Origin of the sequence: Rhizobium sp. GN54, assembly GCF_021026345.1 — a bacterium.
GTDB lineage: Bacteria > Pseudomonadota > Alphaproteobacteria > Rhizobiales > Rhizobiaceae > Mycoplana.
On sequence record NZ_JAJNCZ010000002.1, the window covers coordinates 36,514 to 53,003 of the forward strand.

Genomic DNA, 16,490 nt, shown 5'->3' on the forward strand with positions numbered 1-16,490 from the left:
TTGATCGAAAGGCTGCATCAAACGCAAAAACTTGTCCAGATATTTTGAATGAATATTCAGCAAGTATGTTGCAATCGCCTGATAATGCGCTAGAATTTCGCGTCGGGAATGACAGGGCGCGGGACGGTCTTGCGAGGGGAGATCATGGCGGCGAACGGCGAGGCCGGGCAGGAGCACGAGCCGGAATACGACGACGAGGCGATCCGTTTCCTCGCGGTCGTATGGGGCGAGGGGTATCTGTCGCCCGGCGGTTCGCAGGAGGTGGACCGCGTGCTCGCGGGCATCGATCTTTCGGGGAAGTCGGTGCTCGATTTCGGCTGCGGCGCGGGCGGCGTCACGCTGCACATCGCCAAGGCGCACGGGCCGGCGGAGATCGTCGGCTACGACGTCGAGCAGCCGGTGGTCGACCGGGCGCGGGCGGCAGCGGTGCGCGAGGGGCTGACGGCGCAGGTCCGCTTCATCGCCACGCCGCCCAGCCGGCTGCCCTTCGACGACTGTGAGTTCGACCTCGTCTTTTCCAAGGATGCGATGGTGCATGTGCCCGACAAGGCGGCGCTCTTTGCCGAGCTCTTCCGCGTGCTGAAGCCCGGCGGCAGGCTTGCCGCCTCCGACTGGCTGATTTCCCATGACGGCGAGCCGTCGCAGGAGATGAAGGACTATATCGAAGCCGAGGGGCTGAGCTTCGGCATGGCCTCTCCGTCGCATTACCTGCAGGCGATGGGTGCGGCCGGCTTTGCCGACGTCTCGACCACCGATCGCAACGGCTGGTACCGCGAGGTGGCGCGCACCGAGCTGGAGCGGCTGCAGGGCGCTTTGCATGCCGCTGCCGTCGCCGCTGTCGGCGAGGCCTATGTCGCAAAGAATATCCGCACCTGGATCGCCATGCAGAAGGTGCTTGACAGCGGCGAACATTGCCCCACTCATCTTTTCGGCAGCAAGCCGGCCGGTGATCTTCCGTGAACGAGGCGCTGCGAAATCCCAAAATGAGAACGGCGGTGAAGATGCGGGCGAATGCGGCGCAGAAGGACGTGACTGACATCGAGAAGAAGGGCCGCAAGGCCTCCAAGGAGGCGAGGCGGCTGCAACTGATCGAGGCGACGATCGATTCGCTCGCCCGGCGCGGCTATGCCGAGACGACGCTGGCCGATGTCGCCGACGGGGCCGGGCTGTCGCGCGGCATCGTCAATTTCCACTTCGAGAGCAAGGAAAAGCTGCTCGTTGCCACGCTGCAGGCGATGGCGGACGAATATGCCAACCACTGGAACTCGGCGCTGGAGAAGGCGGGGCCGCGGCCGGCCGAACAGCTCTGGGCGCTCGTCGCCGCCGATTTCGACCGGCGGATCTGCACCAAGCGCAAGCTGGCCGCCTGGTGCGCCTTCTGGGGCGAGGCCAAGTCGCGGCCGACCTACCAGGCGCTCTGCGGCGCGCGCGACGTCAAGTACCAGGAGATGGTGATCTCGCTCTGCGCCGCGCTGAAGGCGGAGGGCGGCTACGACTATGCGGCCGAGCCGATGGCGCTTTCCGTCTCCAGCATGCTGGAAGGGCTGTGGCTGCGCCTGATGATGGGCAACGGCCTCACCCGCGAGCAGGCGCACGAGGCGGCGATCGAGGCGATCGTCGCGCTGTTTCCGAAGCACATCGCCAGAAACGGACCGAAATAGCCAACCAGAAAAAGGGGGAATGCGCATGAGCAACTCGAACAGGGCCGGAGCTTTTCTCGCGGCCGTCATGGCCGCGGCGTTGTCCCTCTCGACCGCCCCGCCAGCCGCAGCCGACGGGCTGACGGTGTTCGACTGGTCGGGCTACGAGGATCCGGCCTTCTTTCCCGCCTATATGGAGAAATACGGAAGCCCGCCGGATTTCGCCTTCTTCGGCGACGAGGAAGAGGCGTTCCAGAAGCTGCGGGCCGGCTTCAAGGCCGATGTCGCCCATCCCTGTTCGCAGAGCGTGGCGAAATGGCGCGACGCTGGGCTGCTGGAACCGCTGGACACCTCGAGGCTGAGCCACTGGGACGATGTCCTGCCGGGCTTCAAGGCGATGAAGGGCCTGATGACCTCCGATGACGGCACCGCCTGGCTGATCCCGTTCGAATGGGGCAATACCGTGCTCACCTACCGTACCGACACCGTCAAGCCGGAGGAGGTGGCCTCGCTGAAGGCCTTTGCCGATCCGAAGTTCAAGGATCGCGTGTCGATCGGCGACAATGTCGACGATGCCTATGCGCTGGCGGCGCTCGCGATCGGGCTGAAGGATTGGTCGAAGATGACCGACGAGCAGTTCCAGGCGGCTTCCGATTTCCTGCGCGAGGTGCACCAGAACGTCAGGCTCTACTGGACCGACAACACCGAGGTGAGCCAGGCGATGGCGGCCGGCGAGATCGACCTCGCCTGGGCCTGGAACGAGACGGCGGCGACGCTGCAGTCGGAAAGCGTGCCGGTCGACATCAGGCGCGACACGGTCGAGGGGCTGTCCACCTGGGTGTGCGGCTACGTGCGGCTGAAGGGGGGGACGGGAAGTGCCGACCAGGCCTACGACTATCTCAACGCGCTGACCGATCCGGCCATCGCGCCCTACATGGTCGAGACCTGGGGCTACGGCCACGCCAACGCCAAGGGCATGGCGTCCGTCGATCCGGCCATCCTGAAGCAGAAGGGCTACGGCGACGTCGAGGCCTTCATGGCCGATACGCTGTTCCAGTCCCCCTTGCCGAACGCGTTGCGCCAGAAGATGATCGCCGAGTTCGAGAAGATCAAATCGGGATACTGATGTCGCAGCGTCATGACGTCCTTGTCGTCGGGGCCGGCTTTGCCGGCCTTTCGGCCGTGGCCTCGCTGCTCGACAGGGGCATGGACGTGGTGGTGCTGGAAGCTGCGGCTCGCGTCGGCGGGCGGGTCGAGTCCGCCGTGTTCAATGACGGGACCCGCGTCGACACCGGCGCGCAGTTCGTCTGCGACGACATGGAAAACGTCATCGCGCTCCTCGCCCGCTACGGCAAGACGCTGGTGCACACGCCGATGGCGGGCGAAAGCGTCGTTCAGCCGCCCGGGCGTGATGATGACGAGGCCTATGCGCGCTCGCGCGCCCTGCGGCTGCAACTGCGCGGGCTCAATCCGGCCGATCCGGCGCTCGCCGGGCTGACGGTCGCCGACTGGCTGGCGGCGCAGTCCGTCAGCCCGGACACAGCACTCGCCTTCCGCTCGACCGTCGAGGGCCTGTGGTGTCGGCCGATCGGCGAACTGCCGCTCTGGTATCTGGTCTCGAACGACCGGCGCATCACCAACCGGCAGACCGAGATCGAGTATTTCGTCGGGGAGACCATCCATTCGCTGGCCGAGGACATGGCCGCCGCTCTCGGCAGCCGCCTGCGGACCGGCCATCCGGTGACGCGGATCGCGACCGGGCCGGACGGCGTCGAGGCCAGTGCCGCCGGCGCAAGCATTTTCGCCCGGCAGGCGATCGTCGCCGTGCCGCCGGTGATGGCCTCGCGCATCGCCTACGAACCCGGCCTGCCGCCGAAACTCTCGGCCGCGCTCGGCGCCTGGCGCAGCGGCACGGTGATCAAGGCGCTCGTCCGCTACCGCAGGCCGTTCTGGCGCGACGAAGGGCTCAGCGGGCTGGTGGCCTGGCGCGATCCGGTCGGCCTGTTCTCCTGCGACGTTAGCCGCGACGGGCCGGGTGCGACCCTCGTCGTCTTCATCGCCGGACCACTGGCGCAGTCCTGGCGGCAGGGGCCGGAAGCGCAATTGCGGGAAACGATCCTTGAGAAACTCGCCGCCGCCCTCGGCGCGGAGGCTGGAAACGCCGTTGATCTGATCGTCCGCGACTGGACCGACGACCTCTGGTGCGGCGGCGGCTATGGCGACACGATCTTCGACATGCAGGCCCGGGACGCCGAGGACATCCTTCGCGCCGGCTTCGGCCCGATCCGTTTCGCCTGCGCGGAACTGTCGCCGTCGTTTCCCTGCTATGTCGAGGGAGCGATCGTGGCGGGGAGGGCTGCGGTGGAGGCGATGAGTTGCAGGCAGTAGCCAATAGGCAGTGGGCAGTAGAGCGCCGTTGTTCCGCAGCATTGGCACTCCGGGAATCGCGGACAATCTATTGCCTATTGCCTATTGCCTATTGCCTATTGCCTATTGCCTACTGCCTCCTTCCTCCGCCAGCAGCACGAACGCCTCCGGATCGTAGGCCAGCCTGATGTCGGCGCCGAGCGGCAGGTCGTCGGCGCCGTAGTCGTTGGTCTCGATCATGGAGAGCGGCTGCTCCAGCCCGTCGACGCCGATCGTCAGGTGCGTCACCTCGCCGAAATAGGCGCGATTCTCGACGCGGCCGACGAGTTCGTGCGGCGCGCGTTCGTCGTCCCACAGCAGGCGCAGGCGTTCCGGGCGGATGCCGACTGTGACGTGGCCGTTGGTGGGTGCGAAGCCCTTCGGCCGCTCCAGCCTGATCGTGCCGAAGCGGGCGGTCTCGACGCTGACGCTGTCGCTGCGTTCGGAGGTGAGCTTCGCCTGCAGGAAGTTCATGCCGCCGAGGAAGTCGGCGACCCTGCGGGTGCGGGGGCGCTGGTAGATCTCCTTCGGGGTGGCGACCTGGGCGATCCTGCCGCCGAACATCACGGCGATGCGGTCCGACAGCGCCAGCGCCTCGTACTGGTCGTGGGTGACGAGGATGAAGGTGATGCCGACCGCCTTCTGCAGGCTGCGCAGTTCCACCTGCATCTGCTCGCGCAGCTTCTTGTCCAGTGCCGACAGCGGCTCGTCGAGAAGCAGCACCTTCGGCCGCATGACGAGCGCGCGGGCAAGCGCGACGCGCTGGCGCTGGCCGCCGGACAGTTCGTTCGCCTTGCGCCGGTCGAGCCCCGTCAGCCGGACCTGGTCGAGCGCGTCGGCGACGCGACGGCGCTCCTCGGCGGCGTCGAGCTTCAGCCGCTTCAGCCCGTAGGCGACGTTCTCGCCGACGTCGAGATGGGGGAAGATCGCGTAGTTCTGGAAGACCATGTTGGTGGGGCGCCTGTTGGCGGGCAGGAGCGTGCTCGGCGTGCCGTCGATCCTGATCTCGCCGGCCGTCGGCACGTCGAAGCCCGCGATCGAGCGCAGCAGCGTGGTCTTGCCGCAGCCGGAGGGGCCGAGCAGCGAGAAGAACTCGCCGGCGCCGATTTCCAGCGATACGTCGTCGAGCGCGCGGTAGCTGCCATAGTATCGCGAGACGTTTTCGATCGAGATCATCGGGCGGTCCGGCATGGCGGGCTCCTGTCAGGGCGCGGGGGTGGCTTGCGTGCGTCGCTCCGCCCGCCGGCGCATGACCTCGGCTGCGGTGAGAAGGAGGACGGAGGCGAGGATCATCAGGCTGCCGAGCGCGAGCACGCCGGGCAGCTTCGCGGCGAAGCGGAGCTGGCCCCAGATATAGACCGGCAGCGTCGGCTCGGTGCCGGAAAGGAAGAAGGCGAGGATGAACTCGTCGAGCGAGATCGTGAAGGTGACGAGCAGGCTGGAGACGATCGCCGGCGCCACGACCGGCAGGGTGACGCGCCGGAAGGTGCCGATCGCCGTCTCGCCGAGGTCGTAGGAGGCTTCCTCGAGGCTGCGGTCGAAGCCCTCGAATCCGGAGACGAGCACGGACATGGAATAGGGGATGCAGAAGACGACCTGACCGAGGATGACGGTCACGAGCGACAGTTCCAGCCCCATCTGCAGAACGATCATCAGGAGCGACACGGCGACGATGATCTCGGGCAAGAACAGCGACGCCATGATCAGGCCCGTGGCGGGGCGCTGGCCGCGGAAGCGGTAGCGGGTGATGGCGCGGGCGGCGCAGATGCCGAGGATGGTGCTGATCAGCGAGACGCAGACGCCGACGATCAGGCTGTTGCGCGCCGCCTGCAGGAGCACCGTGTTGCCCCAGAGCGAGGCGTACCACTTGGTCGTGAAGCCGGCGAGCGGCAACGTCGTGGTGGCCGCGTCGTTGAAGGAGAACACCGGCAGGAGCAGGATCGGCAGGTAGAGGAAGAGGAAATAGACCGCCACATAGACGGGCAGGAAGGGGAGGAGGCGGAGCCTGTGCAGCAGCATCAGCGGATCCTCCGGACGACGAGGCGCAGGGCCAGCACGACGGCGGCCGCGACGAGGGAGACGAGCACCATGGTGGTGACCGAGAGTGCTGCGCCCAGCGGCCAGTTGGCGCCCTTGCCGAACTGCGCCTGGATGGCGGTCGCGATCATCACCCCGTCCTTGCCGCCGACCAGCTTGGGCGTGACATAGTCGCCGACGGTGGGGATCATCACGATCAGGAAGGCGGAGACGACACCGGGCATGGACAGCGGCAGGGTGACGCGCAGAAAGGCGCGCATCGGCCCGTCGCCGAGATCGCGCGCCGCCTCGATCAGCGAGCGGTCGATCTTCTGCAGGGAGACGTAGATCGGCAGGATGGCGAAGGCCGCCCAGCTGTGGACGAGGGTGATGACGACGGCATTGGCGTTGTAGAGAAGCGAGGTGATCGGCTGGTCGATCAGGCCGGCCGACATCAGGCCGGTGTTGAGCACGCCGCCGTAGCCGAGGATCACCTTCCACGACATGACGCGCAGCAGGTAGCTGGTCCAGCAGGGAATGGTGACCAGGAAGAGCCAGAGGTTCCTGTGCGCCCCGCCATGGAAGGAGATGAACCAGGCGACCGGATAGGAGAAGCCGACGGTGATCGCGCTGGTTGCGAGCGAGATCCACAGCGAGCGGATGAACAGGTCGCGGTAGATCGGCTCGGTCAGGGCCTGGCGATAGTTCTCCAGGGTGAAGGAGCGGTCGATTTCGAGGTAGTTCTGCGTCCAGAAACTGTAGGCGACGACGAGCGTGACCGGGACGAGCAGCAGCGCGAGCGCATAGAGGAGGGTCGGCGAGATCATCGCCAGACCGCGGGCCTCCTCGCTGCGCATCCACCGGCCGCGAGCCGCAGGCTTGACCGCTCCCGGCGACGAGTCGATCGCCACGGAACTCATGGTTTCGCTCGTTTCGCGCGCTGATCGTGGCGAACCGGTGCGGGACAGCGCCCGCTCCCCTGCATTTGCGACATCGCGACCGCCTTTTCGGCTCGTTGCTGTTCCCGGATTGAAGATGAGCGCAAACCGGCATTGAAATCAAGCGGTTTTTCTGAGATATTGATTGAACGAACATTCAATATATTATTGAAACTCGTTTTGTTTCAATATGTTGAATGCCTGAGTATACTGTCAATATTGGTCCGGAGTGGGGAATGGCTGCGATACCGAAGACGATCCTGGAAGCCGGCTCTGCAGGCGAAGAGGCAAAGGACGAACTGACCCGCCTTGCCGAGGGGCACCTCGTGCAGCCCTGGCCGGTATCGGGATCGATCGGGGCGGAAGCGCGCGGGCGGCTCGAGGCCGGCGAGGGGATCTACGTCACCGACGCGGCGGGCCGCAGGCTGATCGACGGACCGGCGGGCATGTGGTGCGTCAATGCCGGCCACCGGCGCCGGGAACTCGCCGACGTCATGGCCGCGCAGGCGATGGAGCTCTCCTACAACTCGCCCTGGTACACGACGAACGCGCCCTCTGCGATCCTGTCGAAGCGGCTCGCCGATCATGCGCCGCAGGGCGTCGACCACGTGTTCTACACGACCGGCGGCTCGTCGGCCGTCGAGACGGCGCTGCGCTTCATGCAGTTCGCCAACAACGTCAAGGGACGGGGGGAGAAGAAGCTGATCGTCTCCCGCCAGGGCGGCTATCATGGCTCGACCTATCTGTCGGCCTCGCTGAACGGCCGTCCGCGCGACCACGACTGGATGGACAGCGCCGGCGAGCAGGTGGTCAAGCTCACCTGCCCGAACCCGTTCCGCCGGCCCGACGGCGTCGGGGCGGCGGAGTTCTGCGACTATCTCGTCGCCGAGTTCCGCACTCTCATCGAGACGGCCGGGGCCGAGCGCATCGGCGCCTTCGTCGCCGAACCGGTCATGGCCTCGGGCGGCGTCATCGTGCCGCCGGACGGCTATCTCTTGCGGATGCGCGAACTCTGCCGGGAACACGATATCCTCTTCATCGCCGACGAGGTGGTGACGGCCTTCGGGCGGCTCGGGCAGGTGTTCGCCTCCGAAGACGTGTTCGGGCTCGACCCGGACATGATCACCTTCGCCAAGGGCGTCACCTCGGGCTACTTCCCGCTCGGCGGGGTGATGATCGCAGGGCGGCTCCTGGAGGAACTGCGCCGCTCCAACCACTCCGAGGCGATGTTCGCGCACGGGCTGACCTATTCCAGCCATCCGGTCGGCTGCGCGGTGGCCCTGAAGAACCTCGACATCCTCGAAGATGGCCTGCTGGAGCATGCCCGCGCCGTCTCCGCCCACTTCCAGTCGCGGCTGAAGGCGCTGGAGGACCTGCCGCTCGTCGGCGAGGTGCGCGGCATGGGGCTGATGGCCTGCGTCGAATGCGTGGCCGACCGGGTCAGCAACAATCCGCTGACGCTCGACCTGGAGGTGGGCAAGCGCATCGACGGGCACTGCCAGGAACTGGGGCTGCTGGTGCGGCCGCTGATCAACATGTGCGTGATGTCGCCGCCGCTGACGATCACGCAGGCCCAGATCGACGACATGGCCGACATCCTGCGCCGCGGCATCGAACTGACGATGGACGATCTTGTGCGGGAGCGGCTCTGGAAGGGTTGAGGCGGGGGCCTCCGGGGGCGGGCGATGATCCTCGGATCAGGCGTCCTGGCCGCAAGGCCATGTCGTCGCCCGCTCCCGTTGTCTGTCCGGGTGGACTTGCTGCGCCGTCCGCGCCCCGCTCGCTCGAAGCGGCGATCGTTGCCGCTCACCGCATCCCGGCATTCACCGCCGCCATGCCGCCTTCCTCCGGGGCCTCGGCAAGGGTCATCACCGGCAGGACCTTGCGCAGGTGATCGTGGTGGGTGCGCACGCCGTATTCGAGGTCGGAGAGGTAGAAGCCGGCGAAGGCGGCAGACGTCATTGCCTCGTTGGACCAGATCGTCAGTTGCACGTCCTCGGCCTGGGTGTCGCGATCGATGCGGGCGGCGAGGTAGCGGGCGGCGGCCTGCTCGCGGGTCTCGTCGCGGTAGCGGTAGACGGCGCCGCGCAGCATGGTGCGGCCGACCGCGAGCGGGAATTCCTGGTAGAACTGCAGGCTCTCCGGCGTCACCGCAATCACCGCGTTCGGGAACAGGCCGAAATAGATCCACGCCTTGCGCAGGTGCGCGGGCAGGGCGGTGTTTTCGGGCGCGATCTTGACGTAGCGTCCGACGCTCCAGCGGCGGCCGGCATGCGGGTTGAAGGTCGCGAAGGACCGGCAGAGCCCGTCGACGAAGGGCTCGTCGTAGTAGGTTGAGCCGTAGAGATCCTGCAGCGCCGGATGGGCCATGGCCACGTGGTAGCCTTCGTTGTCGACGTCGCGCACCGATTTCCAGTTGACCGGCGTCTCCTGCGTGTGGATCTCCCCGACCGGCACCATTTCGGCCGGGCGGTAGTGGGAGAGTTCGGCCTCGAACGGGCGCATCATCTCGGCGACGGAGGGCTGCGGCCCGGGGGCGAAGCGGATGAAGACGAAGCCCTGCCACACCTCGCATTCGATCGTCTTCAGCGCGAATTCGTTCTTGTCCATCGGCGGGAAGGAGCGGGGGCGGGCAGCGCCCCTAAGCGTTCCGTCAAGATTGTAGACCCAGCCGTGGAAGGGACAGACGAGCGCGTTGCGACAGGTGCCGCTCCCGTCGGCGACGAGCCGCGAGCCGCGGTGGCGGCAGATATTGTGGAAGGCCTTCACCGCGCCTTCCTGGTCGCGCAGGACCAGAGCCCGCTCGCCGACGATGTCGAGGGTGATGTAGTTGCCGGCCTCCGGAATGTCGGAGACGTGGCAGGCGATCTGCCAGTGCTCGCGGAAGACATGCTGCTTTTCCAGCTCCAGCAGGGCGGCGCTGTGGTAGCACCAGCCGGGCAGTCCGCTGCGATCCCAGTCGTTCGGAATGGAGATGTCACGGATCACCTCGTTCATGGTCTTCCCCATATTTTGCTGAACGTTCATTCAATTAAAGCACGTTTTCATAAGCAGAGGAATAGGTTGCGGGCCTCTCGGAGGAATTTCCGGCCGATGCGGCAGGTCGTGGCCCGGCCGGCCGGGGCCTGCCGGCGCCTGTCCGTGCGCCCGGCGGACCCGGCGAGTCCCTACCGGTCGAGTTCGGGATAGGTGCGGTCGAAGCCGGGCCGGAGCTTCTCGCCGATCATGCAATCGGCATCGCCGGCGACGGGGATGACGGTTGCCGGCGGCCGGTTGCCGCTGACCTCGAGGATCAGCTTGCGGCGGATCGCGATCGCGAAATCCTCGGGCTCCTGCACCGAGACGACGAAGGCGCCGGGGCCGCCGATGACGCAATCGGCATAGTAGCGGTCGAGCGGGCCGTAGGCGGCCGATGGGCGGATCATGATCGCGAGCCCGTTGACGACGATGCCGAGCGCGGTCGCGGCGTCGCGCGCCGGCGTGACGGGGGCGCCGTAATTGTTCGGACCGTCTCCGGACACGTCGATCACCCGGCGGGTGCCGGCATAGCCGTTGCCGGCGAAGAGGGTCGAGCCATAGGCGATGGCCGCCGAGAGGGAAGTGCCGCGCATGGAGGCGAAGGGCCGTTCCTTGATCATCCGGGCAAAGCGCTCGGCGTCGGCCGCCGTCTCGATCAGCATCCACGGCATCTGGGAATTCTTGCTGATCGTGCCGCCCCATTCGAAATAGCTGATAGCGATGCGCCCTTGGAATCCCTCGCGGACCGCGGACAAAAATTCCGGGTGCATCAGCGCCGACACGTAGCCGGCGCGCTGGATCTGCGCCTCCTCCAGGTCCATCGAGCCGGACACGTCGACGGCGAGGACCAGTTCGAGATCGACACTGGTGCCGGCTTCGGCGGCGACGCCGGTCGGCTCGCCATAGGCGGTGATGCTCAGGAGCGTGGCGAGTGCGGCAGCCAGCATGCAGCATTCCCTCCTTCGGACGTGTTCGCAGGCGCCCGGTGGGGCGAAAACGAAACCGGCAGGAAATGCGCGACACATCGTCCTGCGTCAGCCATATCTTGCGGAACTGTAACACGGCCCGGTGTCCCGGCAGAATCGCAATTGCGTTCAACTCTCGGTGATGCGATCCCTATGCGCCGGAACCGACGGTTCGCCGCGCGGACCCGCAAGCCGAAACGAGGAGACGCCAATGGCATCGGTACTGATCTATCTCGTCCTGATCGCGTCGGTCGGCGCCGGCCTGAACGCCGGCCTGTTCTTCATCTTCTCCGTCTGCATCATGGCCGCACTCGCGCGCCTGCCGGTGCCGGACGGCATCACGGCCATGAACGCGATCAACGAGGTCATCCAGAGCCCGCTGTTCTTCATCGTCTTCCTCGGCACGGCGGTCGTGGCGCTCGCCGTCATCGTCATCGCCTTCCTGCAGGGCACGCCGGGAAGCGGGCTCGCCATGGCGGCGGCGCTCGTCTTCCTCGCGGGCACGATCGGTGTGACGATCGTCGTGAATGTGCCGATGAACGATGCGTTGGCCGCCGCAGCGCCGGAGAGCGCCGAGGCGGCCGCGCTCTGGGGCGGCTACCTTGCGACCTGGACCGCCTGGAACCACGTGCGCACGGCGACCTCGCTCGCAAGCCTCGTTCTGTTCGTGCTCGCCTACGGACGGATGGCGGGCGCCTGACAGCCGGCCGGATGCGAGAACAGTTGCCACCGCCTCAAGGCTTGAGCGCCCAGACCGTCGCCTGCGCGACGGCGCCTGCGGCCGCCGTCATCCGGGCCGAACGGATCGGCTTGAAGCCGTCGATGCGCTTGGTGCCGGTCCAGCGGCCGCGGTCGGCGAAGACCTCGATCGAACCGTAGTCGAGAAAGATGCGCACCCGGCGCGGGTTTGCGCCGCGGGCGACGTAGTGCGGCGACGGCGGCTGCCCCGGCCGTTCGTAGCGGATGCCGAGACCGTGCTGGTCGCGGAACACGGCGATCTCGGCGTCGGGATGGTCGAGCGCCAGCTCGAACGCCGTGCCCGGCTCGGCGAGATCGAACAGGATCTCGACGGCGCCGCCGTCGAAGGTCACCGTTTCGCCGGCCGAAAGCCGCGTCCGGTCGAGGATGCGCGCGCGCAGGCTTTCGGCCGCGCCGATCGGCGGCGTCAGCAGCTTGCCGTCGACGAGGTGCAGCGCGCGCGGCAAGGTCATGGCGGTCGGGAAGTCGATGTCCGGGTCCGCGTCGGCCCAGTTGGCGAGCCAGCCGATTCCCACCACGCGGTCGCCGTCGAGGAAGGCCTGGAAGGCGTAATTGTCGGTGCCGAAGTCGAGTTCCTGGCCGAACTCCTTGGAGAAGTGGCGGCCGTCGAACCAGCCGACGTCGGCCATCGTCAGGTTCTGCCGGCCGGTCGCCTCGTCGCGGCTGTGCATCAGCCCGTAGATCAGCACCCAGCGGGTCGAGGGGCTGGTCGCCGGTCCGTCCAGGGGCAGCAGGCAGGGGCATTCGATTGCGGTGGTGCGATAGCGCTCCTCCACCAGCAGCTTGCCGAGATAGGTCCAGCCGGCCGCGGCGGTCGGGTCGTGCGTCTCGTAGAGCAGGATCACGCCGCCGTCGTCGCTCTGGCTGCCGAGCAGCATCTTCCACAAGCCGTCCGGTCCGCGGAAGACATAGGGGTCGCGGAAATCGAGCGTCAGCCCCTGGCCGGTCGGCCGGCTCGGCAGGATCACCTCGGCCTGTCCGGCGGTGATCAGGTCGGAGGAAGTGGCCGTCAGCTGGATCTGCTGCTCGGGCTGGCGGTCGGCCACCTGCTCGGTGAAGAAGACGCGGATGCCGGGGCCGTCGACCAGCGGGATGGTGGTGCCGGAAAAGGCGCCGCCGCGCTTGTCGGGCCGGACCATCAGGTCCTCGGAGGGAAAGAGGAAGATCGGCAGGTGGCGCCAGCGCAGGTAGTCGGAAGAGACCGCATGGCCCCAGTGCATCGTGTTCCAGCGCAACCCGTGCGAATAGTGCTGGTAGAAGAGATGCGGCCGGCCGTCGAAGCGGCCAAAGCCGTTCGGGTCGTTCATCCAGCCGAAGGGCGGGCGGAAGTGATAGCCGCCGGGAAGGTCCGGAGGGGCGTTGTTCTTGCTGGTATGGACGACGGTGATGCCGGTCTCCAGCACGTCGGCGGCGGTGAACCAGTAGATCACCGAGACGGCCGTCGTCGCCGTGTCGTAACTCACCTCCACCGGGCCACCGCCGAAGACCTGGTAGAGCCTGAGGCCATATTCCTCGGCGTTCGCGCTCGCCACCTCGCCGAACTTGCCGCGCGTATTGGAGAAGGAGACCGAGCCCATGCCGCCCGGCTCGACGGCCTTCAGCCAGATGTGGAAGGTGGCGTTGACCGGAAGGTCGACCGCAAGGGTGCGGATGGTGTCGGTTTCGGCGGGTGTCCGGTCGTTCATCGCATTCTCTCTCGTCTGGTTCATGGGACAAGACATAGAAGCGCAAGGCGAAACGGAAACCCCGAAGCCGGCAGGGCGGGCTGCGACCGGGTCCGTTCACGCAGAAACGCCGCCCGGTCGGGCGGCGTCGGCTGTCAAGGATCCATGGGTGCCCGGGCAACCGGTCGGGACCTGGTCTTCAGGACCGGGCGAACTCCAGAAGGTCGGCGTTCAACTGGTCCTTGTGGGTGTCGGTCAGGCCGTGCGGGGCGCCCGGATAGACCTTCAGGATCGCCTGCGGCACCAGTTTCTTGGAAGCGCGGCCGGCGGCGTCGATCGGCACGATCTGGTCGTCCTCGCCGTGGATGATGATGGTCGGCACGTCGAACTTCTTCAGGTCCTCGGTGAAGTCGGTCTGCGAGAAGGCGACGATGCTGTCATAGGTGTTCTTGTGGCCGCCCGTCATGCCCTGCAGCCAGAAGCTGTCGATCATGCCCTGCGAAGGGGTGGCGCCCGGCCGGTTGAAGCCGAAGAACGGACCCGAGGCGATGTCCCTGTAAAGCTGCGAGCGGTCCTTGAGGCTCGCCGCCTGCAGGCCGTCGAACACCTCCTTCGGCAGGCCGCCGGGGTTCTTGTCGGTCTTGACCATCAGCGGCGGCACCGCTGAGATCAGGCCAAGCTTCTTGACACGGCCCGTGCCGTGGCGGCCGATGTAGCGGGTGATCTCGCCGCCGCCGGTGGAGAAGCCGACCAGGAAGATGTCGTTCAGGTCCAGCTGTTCGATCACGTCGGCCAGGTCGTCGGCATAATGGTCCATGTCGTTGCCGTCCCAGGGCTGGCTGGAGCGGCCGTGACCGCGGCGGTCATGGGTGATGACGCGGAAGCCATTGCTGGCGAGGTGGAAGGCCTGCGCCTCCCAGCTGTCGGACGACAGCGGCCAGCCATGGGCGAGGACGACGACCGGGCCGTCCTTCGGGCCCCAGTCCTTGTAGTAGATCTCGACGCCGTCGCGGGTGATGATGGTGCTGCCCATGGTCCTTGCTCCTTCTGATTTCGTCCCGGTTGCGGCAGTGTCGGCTGCCTTTGCAGGAGACTGGATTGCGCCGATCGCGGCGGCGGTTGCGGCTGCCCCGAATGCGCCGGCGAGGATGTTGCGGCGGGAAACGGTGGCTGTTGCGGTGGTTGCGGTTGCCTTTGCCATAACTGCGTTCCTTTCAAGCAGGTCGTTGTTTTGTTTCAACTCTTGGCTTCCGTTCCGAAGCTGTGCTTGAATAGATACAACCGCTCGCCGAACCGCTCGACCGGCAAAGCTGACAACGATGGGGGCAGAATTGACAAACGTGACGGCCATGGACCCGGCCGAGATCGGCATCGTCGTGCACGAGGAGGCGCTGATGTCGGCCGTCTACGGGCTGACCGACATGTTCAACGTGGCCAACCTGAAGAGCCGGGAACAGCACGAGACGAATGCGCCGCAGATCCGCGCCAGCCACTGGAAGCTCGGTCTGGACGGATCGGTGACGCGGGGCTTCGACAGCCATCCGGAACTGCCGCCAGGCCAGCTTTCGGCGTTGATCCTGCCGCCGACGCTGAAGATCGAGATGCAGGTGAAGCGGGACCTCTCGCAGATATCGGAGTGGCTGCGGCAGCGGCACGCCGAGGGGACCGTGATGAGCTCCGTCTGCGGCGGCGCCTACCTGCTGGCCGAATCCGGCCTGGTCGAGGGACGGGCGCTGACGACGCACTGGTCGCATGCCGAGCAGATCGCCCGGCGCTTTCCCCAGGTGCATGTCGATACCGACAAGCTGATGATCGACGAGGGCGACATCATCACCACCGGCGGCATGATGGCGTGGATCAACCTCGGGCTGAAGCTGGTCGACCGCTTCATGGGCTCCACCGTGATGCTGGAGACGGCGCGCTTCATGGTGGTCGATCCGGGTGCGCGCGAGCAGAGCTACTACAGCGTGTTCGCCCCGCGCATGGACCATGGCGACCAGGTGATCCTGAAGATCCAGCACTGGCTGCATGGCGCGAACACCAAGGGCATCACTCTGCAGATGATGGCGGAGAAGGCGGGGCTCGGCGAGCGGACGTTCCTGCGCCGCTTCCACAAGGCGACCGGCATCAACCCGACCGAATATTCCCAGCGGCTCCGGATCGCGAAATCGCGCGAACTGCTCGAGCGCTCCTATCTCTCCATCGAGCAGGTGGCCTGGCAGAGCGGCTACGACGACAGCAACGCCTATCGCAAGATCTTCCGCAAGATCCTCGGGATCTCGCCGAGCGAGTACCGCATGCGGTTCTCCATCGCAGGCGGACAGCGTCCGCCTGGACCTGCGGAGACGGTTTCGGCCTGAAGGGCGGGCAGGGCGTCAGGAAAGGGCTTTAGTGGGGAAGCTGTGAGGCCGCCGACATCAGTTCGTCTGCCTTCGGGATTGCGAACATGCTCGACCCGTCGCCCTCCACTTCGGTGAAGGACCAGCGGACGATGCCGTCGCGGTCAAGCAGGAATTCTCCCACCAGTTGCCCGCCCGCCCGCTCGTCGGTCCTGTCGTCCTCGGGCGTCATCTCGTAGCCGTCGCGCCGGTTGAGGTAGGTCGAGGCGTCGAAGGGGTTCATCGGCCCGGGCAGTTCGCCGGGCATCTCCACGCGCATCGCCATCACCGTCGGGATCGAGATCTTGTAGGGCCACTGGTCCTCGTCCTCGGTGTACTGCGCGTTGGGCAGGCCGAAGGCACGATGGGCGATGCTGTCGGGATCCGACGCGGCGATCACGCCGGGAAGCGGATGGTAGCGGAAATAGAGCCGTGCACGCTCTATCGGGGTGTTGACGACGGTCAGGCTGTCGATGCCCTTCTCGTGCAGCGACGAGGCGAGTTCGGCCGTGGCGGCAATGTGCCGGCGGCAGAAGGGACATTGCAGCCCGCGATAGAGCCCCACCAGCACTGCCGATTGTCCGCGGAAATCCTCGAGTGCGACCTTGCCCCCGTGGTTGATCGCGTCGAGCACGACGTTGGGAGCGCGATCCCCCGGGCGAAGCGGCCGTTCCATTGCATGCTCTGCCATTGCTATGCTCCTCTC

Annotated in this window: 15 protein-coding genes; 7 read left to right on the forward strand and 8 right to left on the reverse strand. The window is 66.5% G+C overall.

From position 1 onward, the window contains the following. Positions 1 to 144 precede the first annotated feature (144 nt). From LQK81_RS06285 to LQK81_RS06300, 4 genes are read left to right on the forward strand one after another with little or no spacing between them, the layout of a single operon-like run. Complete coding sequence (locus LQK81_RS06285; RefSeq protein WP_230804537.1) at positions 145 to 960, forward strand: methyltransferase domain-containing protein; 816 nt, start codon at positions 145 to 147, stop codon at positions 958 to 960. A 23-nt stretch (positions 961 to 983) separates the two neighbouring features. Further along, complete coding sequence (locus tag LQK81_RS06290; protein ID WP_230804538.1) at positions 984 to 1,661, forward strand: TetR family transcriptional regulator C-terminal domain-containing protein; 678 nt, start codon at positions 984 to 986, stop codon at positions 1,659 to 1,661. Positions 1,662 to 1,686: 25 nt separating this feature from the next. Then, a complete protein-coding gene (locus LQK81_RS06295; RefSeq protein WP_442967079.1) occupies positions 1,687 to 2,766 on the forward strand; it encodes an ABC transporter substrate-binding protein in 1,080 nt (359 codons plus the stop codon). Next, positions 2,766 to 4,028, forward strand: coding sequence for a flavin monoamine oxidase family protein (locus LQK81_RS06300; protein ID WP_230804540.1), 1,263 nt, complete (start codon positions 2,766 to 2,768; stop codon positions 4,026 to 4,028). The genes LQK81_RS06295 and LQK81_RS06300 overlap by 1 nt, the downstream gene beginning before the upstream one ends. Before the next feature lie 102 nt (positions 4,029 to 4,130). On the opposite strand, the gene LQK81_RS06305 is transcribed toward LQK81_RS06300, so the two are convergent. The 3 genes from LQK81_RS06305 to LQK81_RS06315 are packed head-to-tail and all read right to left on the reverse strand — an operon-like array spanning position 4,131 to position 6,982. Further along, positions 4,131 to 5,222, reverse strand: coding sequence for an ABC transporter ATP-binding protein (locus LQK81_RS06305; RefSeq protein ID WP_230805584.1), 1,092 nt, complete (start codon positions 5,220 to 5,222; stop codon positions 4,131 to 4,133). Between the two features lie 27 nt (positions 5,223 to 5,249). After that, positions 5,250 to 6,065 (reverse strand): ABC transporter permease, encoded by an 816-nt coding sequence (locus LQK81_RS06310; RefSeq protein ID WP_230804542.1) that lies wholly within the window; start codon positions 6,063 to 6,065, stop codon positions 5,250 to 5,252. Next, a complete protein-coding gene (locus LQK81_RS06315; protein WP_442967080.1) occupies positions 6,065 to 6,982 on the reverse strand; it encodes an ABC transporter permease in 918 nt (305 codons plus the stop codon). Before LQK81_RS06315 ends, LQK81_RS06310 begins: the two co-directional genes overlap by 1 nt. A 254-nt stretch (positions 6,983 to 7,236) precedes the next feature. Between LQK81_RS06315 and LQK81_RS06320 the strand changes: the two genes are divergently transcribed. Continuing rightward, positions 7,237 to 8,661, forward strand: coding sequence for an aminotransferase (locus LQK81_RS06320; RefSeq protein WP_230804544.1), 1,425 nt, complete (start codon positions 7,237 to 7,239; stop codon positions 8,659 to 8,661). A gap of 145 nt (positions 8,662 to 8,806) precedes the next feature. On the opposite strand, the gene LQK81_RS06325 is transcribed toward LQK81_RS06320, so the two are convergent. Both LQK81_RS06325 and LQK81_RS06330 read right to left on the reverse strand, forming a co-directional pair. Next, a complete protein-coding gene (locus tag LQK81_RS06325) occupies positions 8,807 to 9,997 on the reverse strand; it encodes an aromatic ring-hydroxylating oxygenase subunit alpha (protein ID WP_230804547.1) in 1,191 nt (396 codons plus the stop codon). Between the two features lie 170 nt (positions 9,998 to 10,167). After that, positions 10,168 to 10,965, reverse strand: coding sequence for a DUF1194 domain-containing protein (locus tag LQK81_RS06330; protein WP_442967081.1), 798 nt, complete (start codon positions 10,963 to 10,965; stop codon positions 10,168 to 10,170). Positions 10,966 to 11,194: 229 nt separating this feature from the next. Between LQK81_RS06330 and LQK81_RS06335 the strand changes: the two genes are divergently transcribed. After that, the gene (locus LQK81_RS06335) at positions 11,195 to 11,683 is read left to right on the forward strand and encodes an anthrone oxygenase family protein (protein ID WP_230804549.1); all 489 of its coding nucleotides are present in this window, start codon (positions 11,195 to 11,197) and stop codon (positions 11,681 to 11,683) included. A gap of 34 nt (positions 11,684 to 11,717) precedes the next feature. Here the strand turns inward: LQK81_RS06335 and LQK81_RS06340 are convergent, their stop codons facing one another. Next, on the reverse strand, positions 11,718 to 13,427 hold the full coding sequence (locus LQK81_RS06340) for a glycoside hydrolase family 32 protein (protein WP_230804551.1): 1,710 nt from the start codon (positions 13,425 to 13,427) through the stop codon (positions 11,718 to 11,720). Between the two features lie 178 nt (positions 13,428 to 13,605). Next, positions 13,606 to 14,607, reverse strand: a complete 1,002-nt coding sequence (locus tag LQK81_RS06345) for an alpha/beta fold hydrolase (protein WP_230804553.1) — start codon at positions 14,605 to 14,607, stop codon at positions 13,606 to 13,608. 139 nt (positions 14,608 to 14,746) lie between these two features. On the opposite strand from LQK81_RS06345, the gene LQK81_RS06350 reads away from it, so the two are divergent. Next, on the forward strand, positions 14,747 to 15,766 hold the full coding sequence (locus LQK81_RS06350; RefSeq protein WP_230805590.1) for a GlxA family transcriptional regulator: 1,020 nt from the start codon (positions 14,747 to 14,749) through the stop codon (positions 15,764 to 15,766). A gap of 28 nt (positions 15,767 to 15,794) precedes the next feature. Here LQK81_RS06350 and LQK81_RS06355 read toward each other — a convergent pair whose 3' ends face one another. Then, entirely contained in the window at positions 15,795 to 16,475 is a 681-nt protein-coding gene (locus LQK81_RS06355) for a redoxin family protein (protein ID WP_230804559.1), read from the reverse strand. Positions 16,476 to 16,490 lie beyond the last annotated feature (15 nt).

Bases quoted from the DNA above. Each gene is read 5' to 3' on its own strand.
- LQK81_RS06295 (WP_442967079.1), top strand. From the start codon at position 1,687: ATGAGCAACTCGAACAGGGCCGGAGCTTTTCTCGCGGCCGTCATGGCC.
- LQK81_RS06290 (WP_230804538.1), top strand. From the start codon at position 984: ATGAGAACGGCGGTGAAGATGCGGGCGAATGCGGCGCAGAAGGACGTG.
- LQK81_RS06325 (WP_230804547.1), bottom strand. From the start codon at position 9,997: ATGAACGAGGTGATCCGTGACATCTCCATTCCGAACGACTGGGATCGC.
- LQK81_RS06305 (WP_230805584.1), bottom strand. From the start codon at position 5,222: ATGATCTCGATCGAAAACGTCTCGCGATACTATGGCAGCTACCGCGCG.
- LQK81_RS06345 (WP_230804553.1), bottom strand. From the start codon at position 14,607: ATGGCAAAGGCAACCGCAACCACCGCAACAGCCACCGTTTCCCGCCGC.
- LQK81_RS06335 (WP_230804549.1), top strand. From the start codon at position 11,195: ATGGCATCGGTACTGATCTATCTCGTCCTGATCGCGTCGGTCGGCGCC.
- LQK81_RS06285 (WP_230804537.1), top strand. From the start codon at position 145: ATGGCGGCGAACGGCGAGGCCGGGCAGGAGCACGAGCCGGAATACGAC.
- LQK81_RS06300 (WP_230804540.1), top strand. From the start codon at position 2,766: ATGTCGCAGCGTCATGACGTCCTTGTCGTCGGGGCCGGCTTTGCCGGC.
- LQK81_RS06315 (WP_442967080.1), bottom strand. From the start codon at position 6,982: ATGAGTTCCGTGGCGATCGACTCGTCGCCGGGAGCGGTCAAGCCTGCG.
- LQK81_RS06340 (WP_230804551.1), bottom strand. From the start codon at position 13,427: ATGAACGACCGGACACCCGCCGAAACCGACACCATCCGCACCCTTGCG.
- LQK81_RS06330 (WP_442967081.1), bottom strand. From the start codon at position 10,965: ATGCTGGCTGCCGCACTCGCCACGCTCCTGAGCATCACCGCCTATGGC.
- LQK81_RS06355 (WP_230804559.1), bottom strand. From the start codon at position 16,475: ATGGCAGAGCATGCAATGGAACGGCCGCTTCGCCCGGGGGATCGCGCT.
- LQK81_RS06310 (WP_230804542.1), bottom strand. From the start codon at position 6,065: ATGCTGCTGCACAGGCTCCGCCTCCTCCCCTTCCTGCCCGTCTATGTG.
- LQK81_RS06320 (WP_230804544.1), top strand. From the start codon at position 7,237: ATGGCTGCGATACCGAAGACGATCCTGGAAGCCGGCTCTGCAGGCGAA.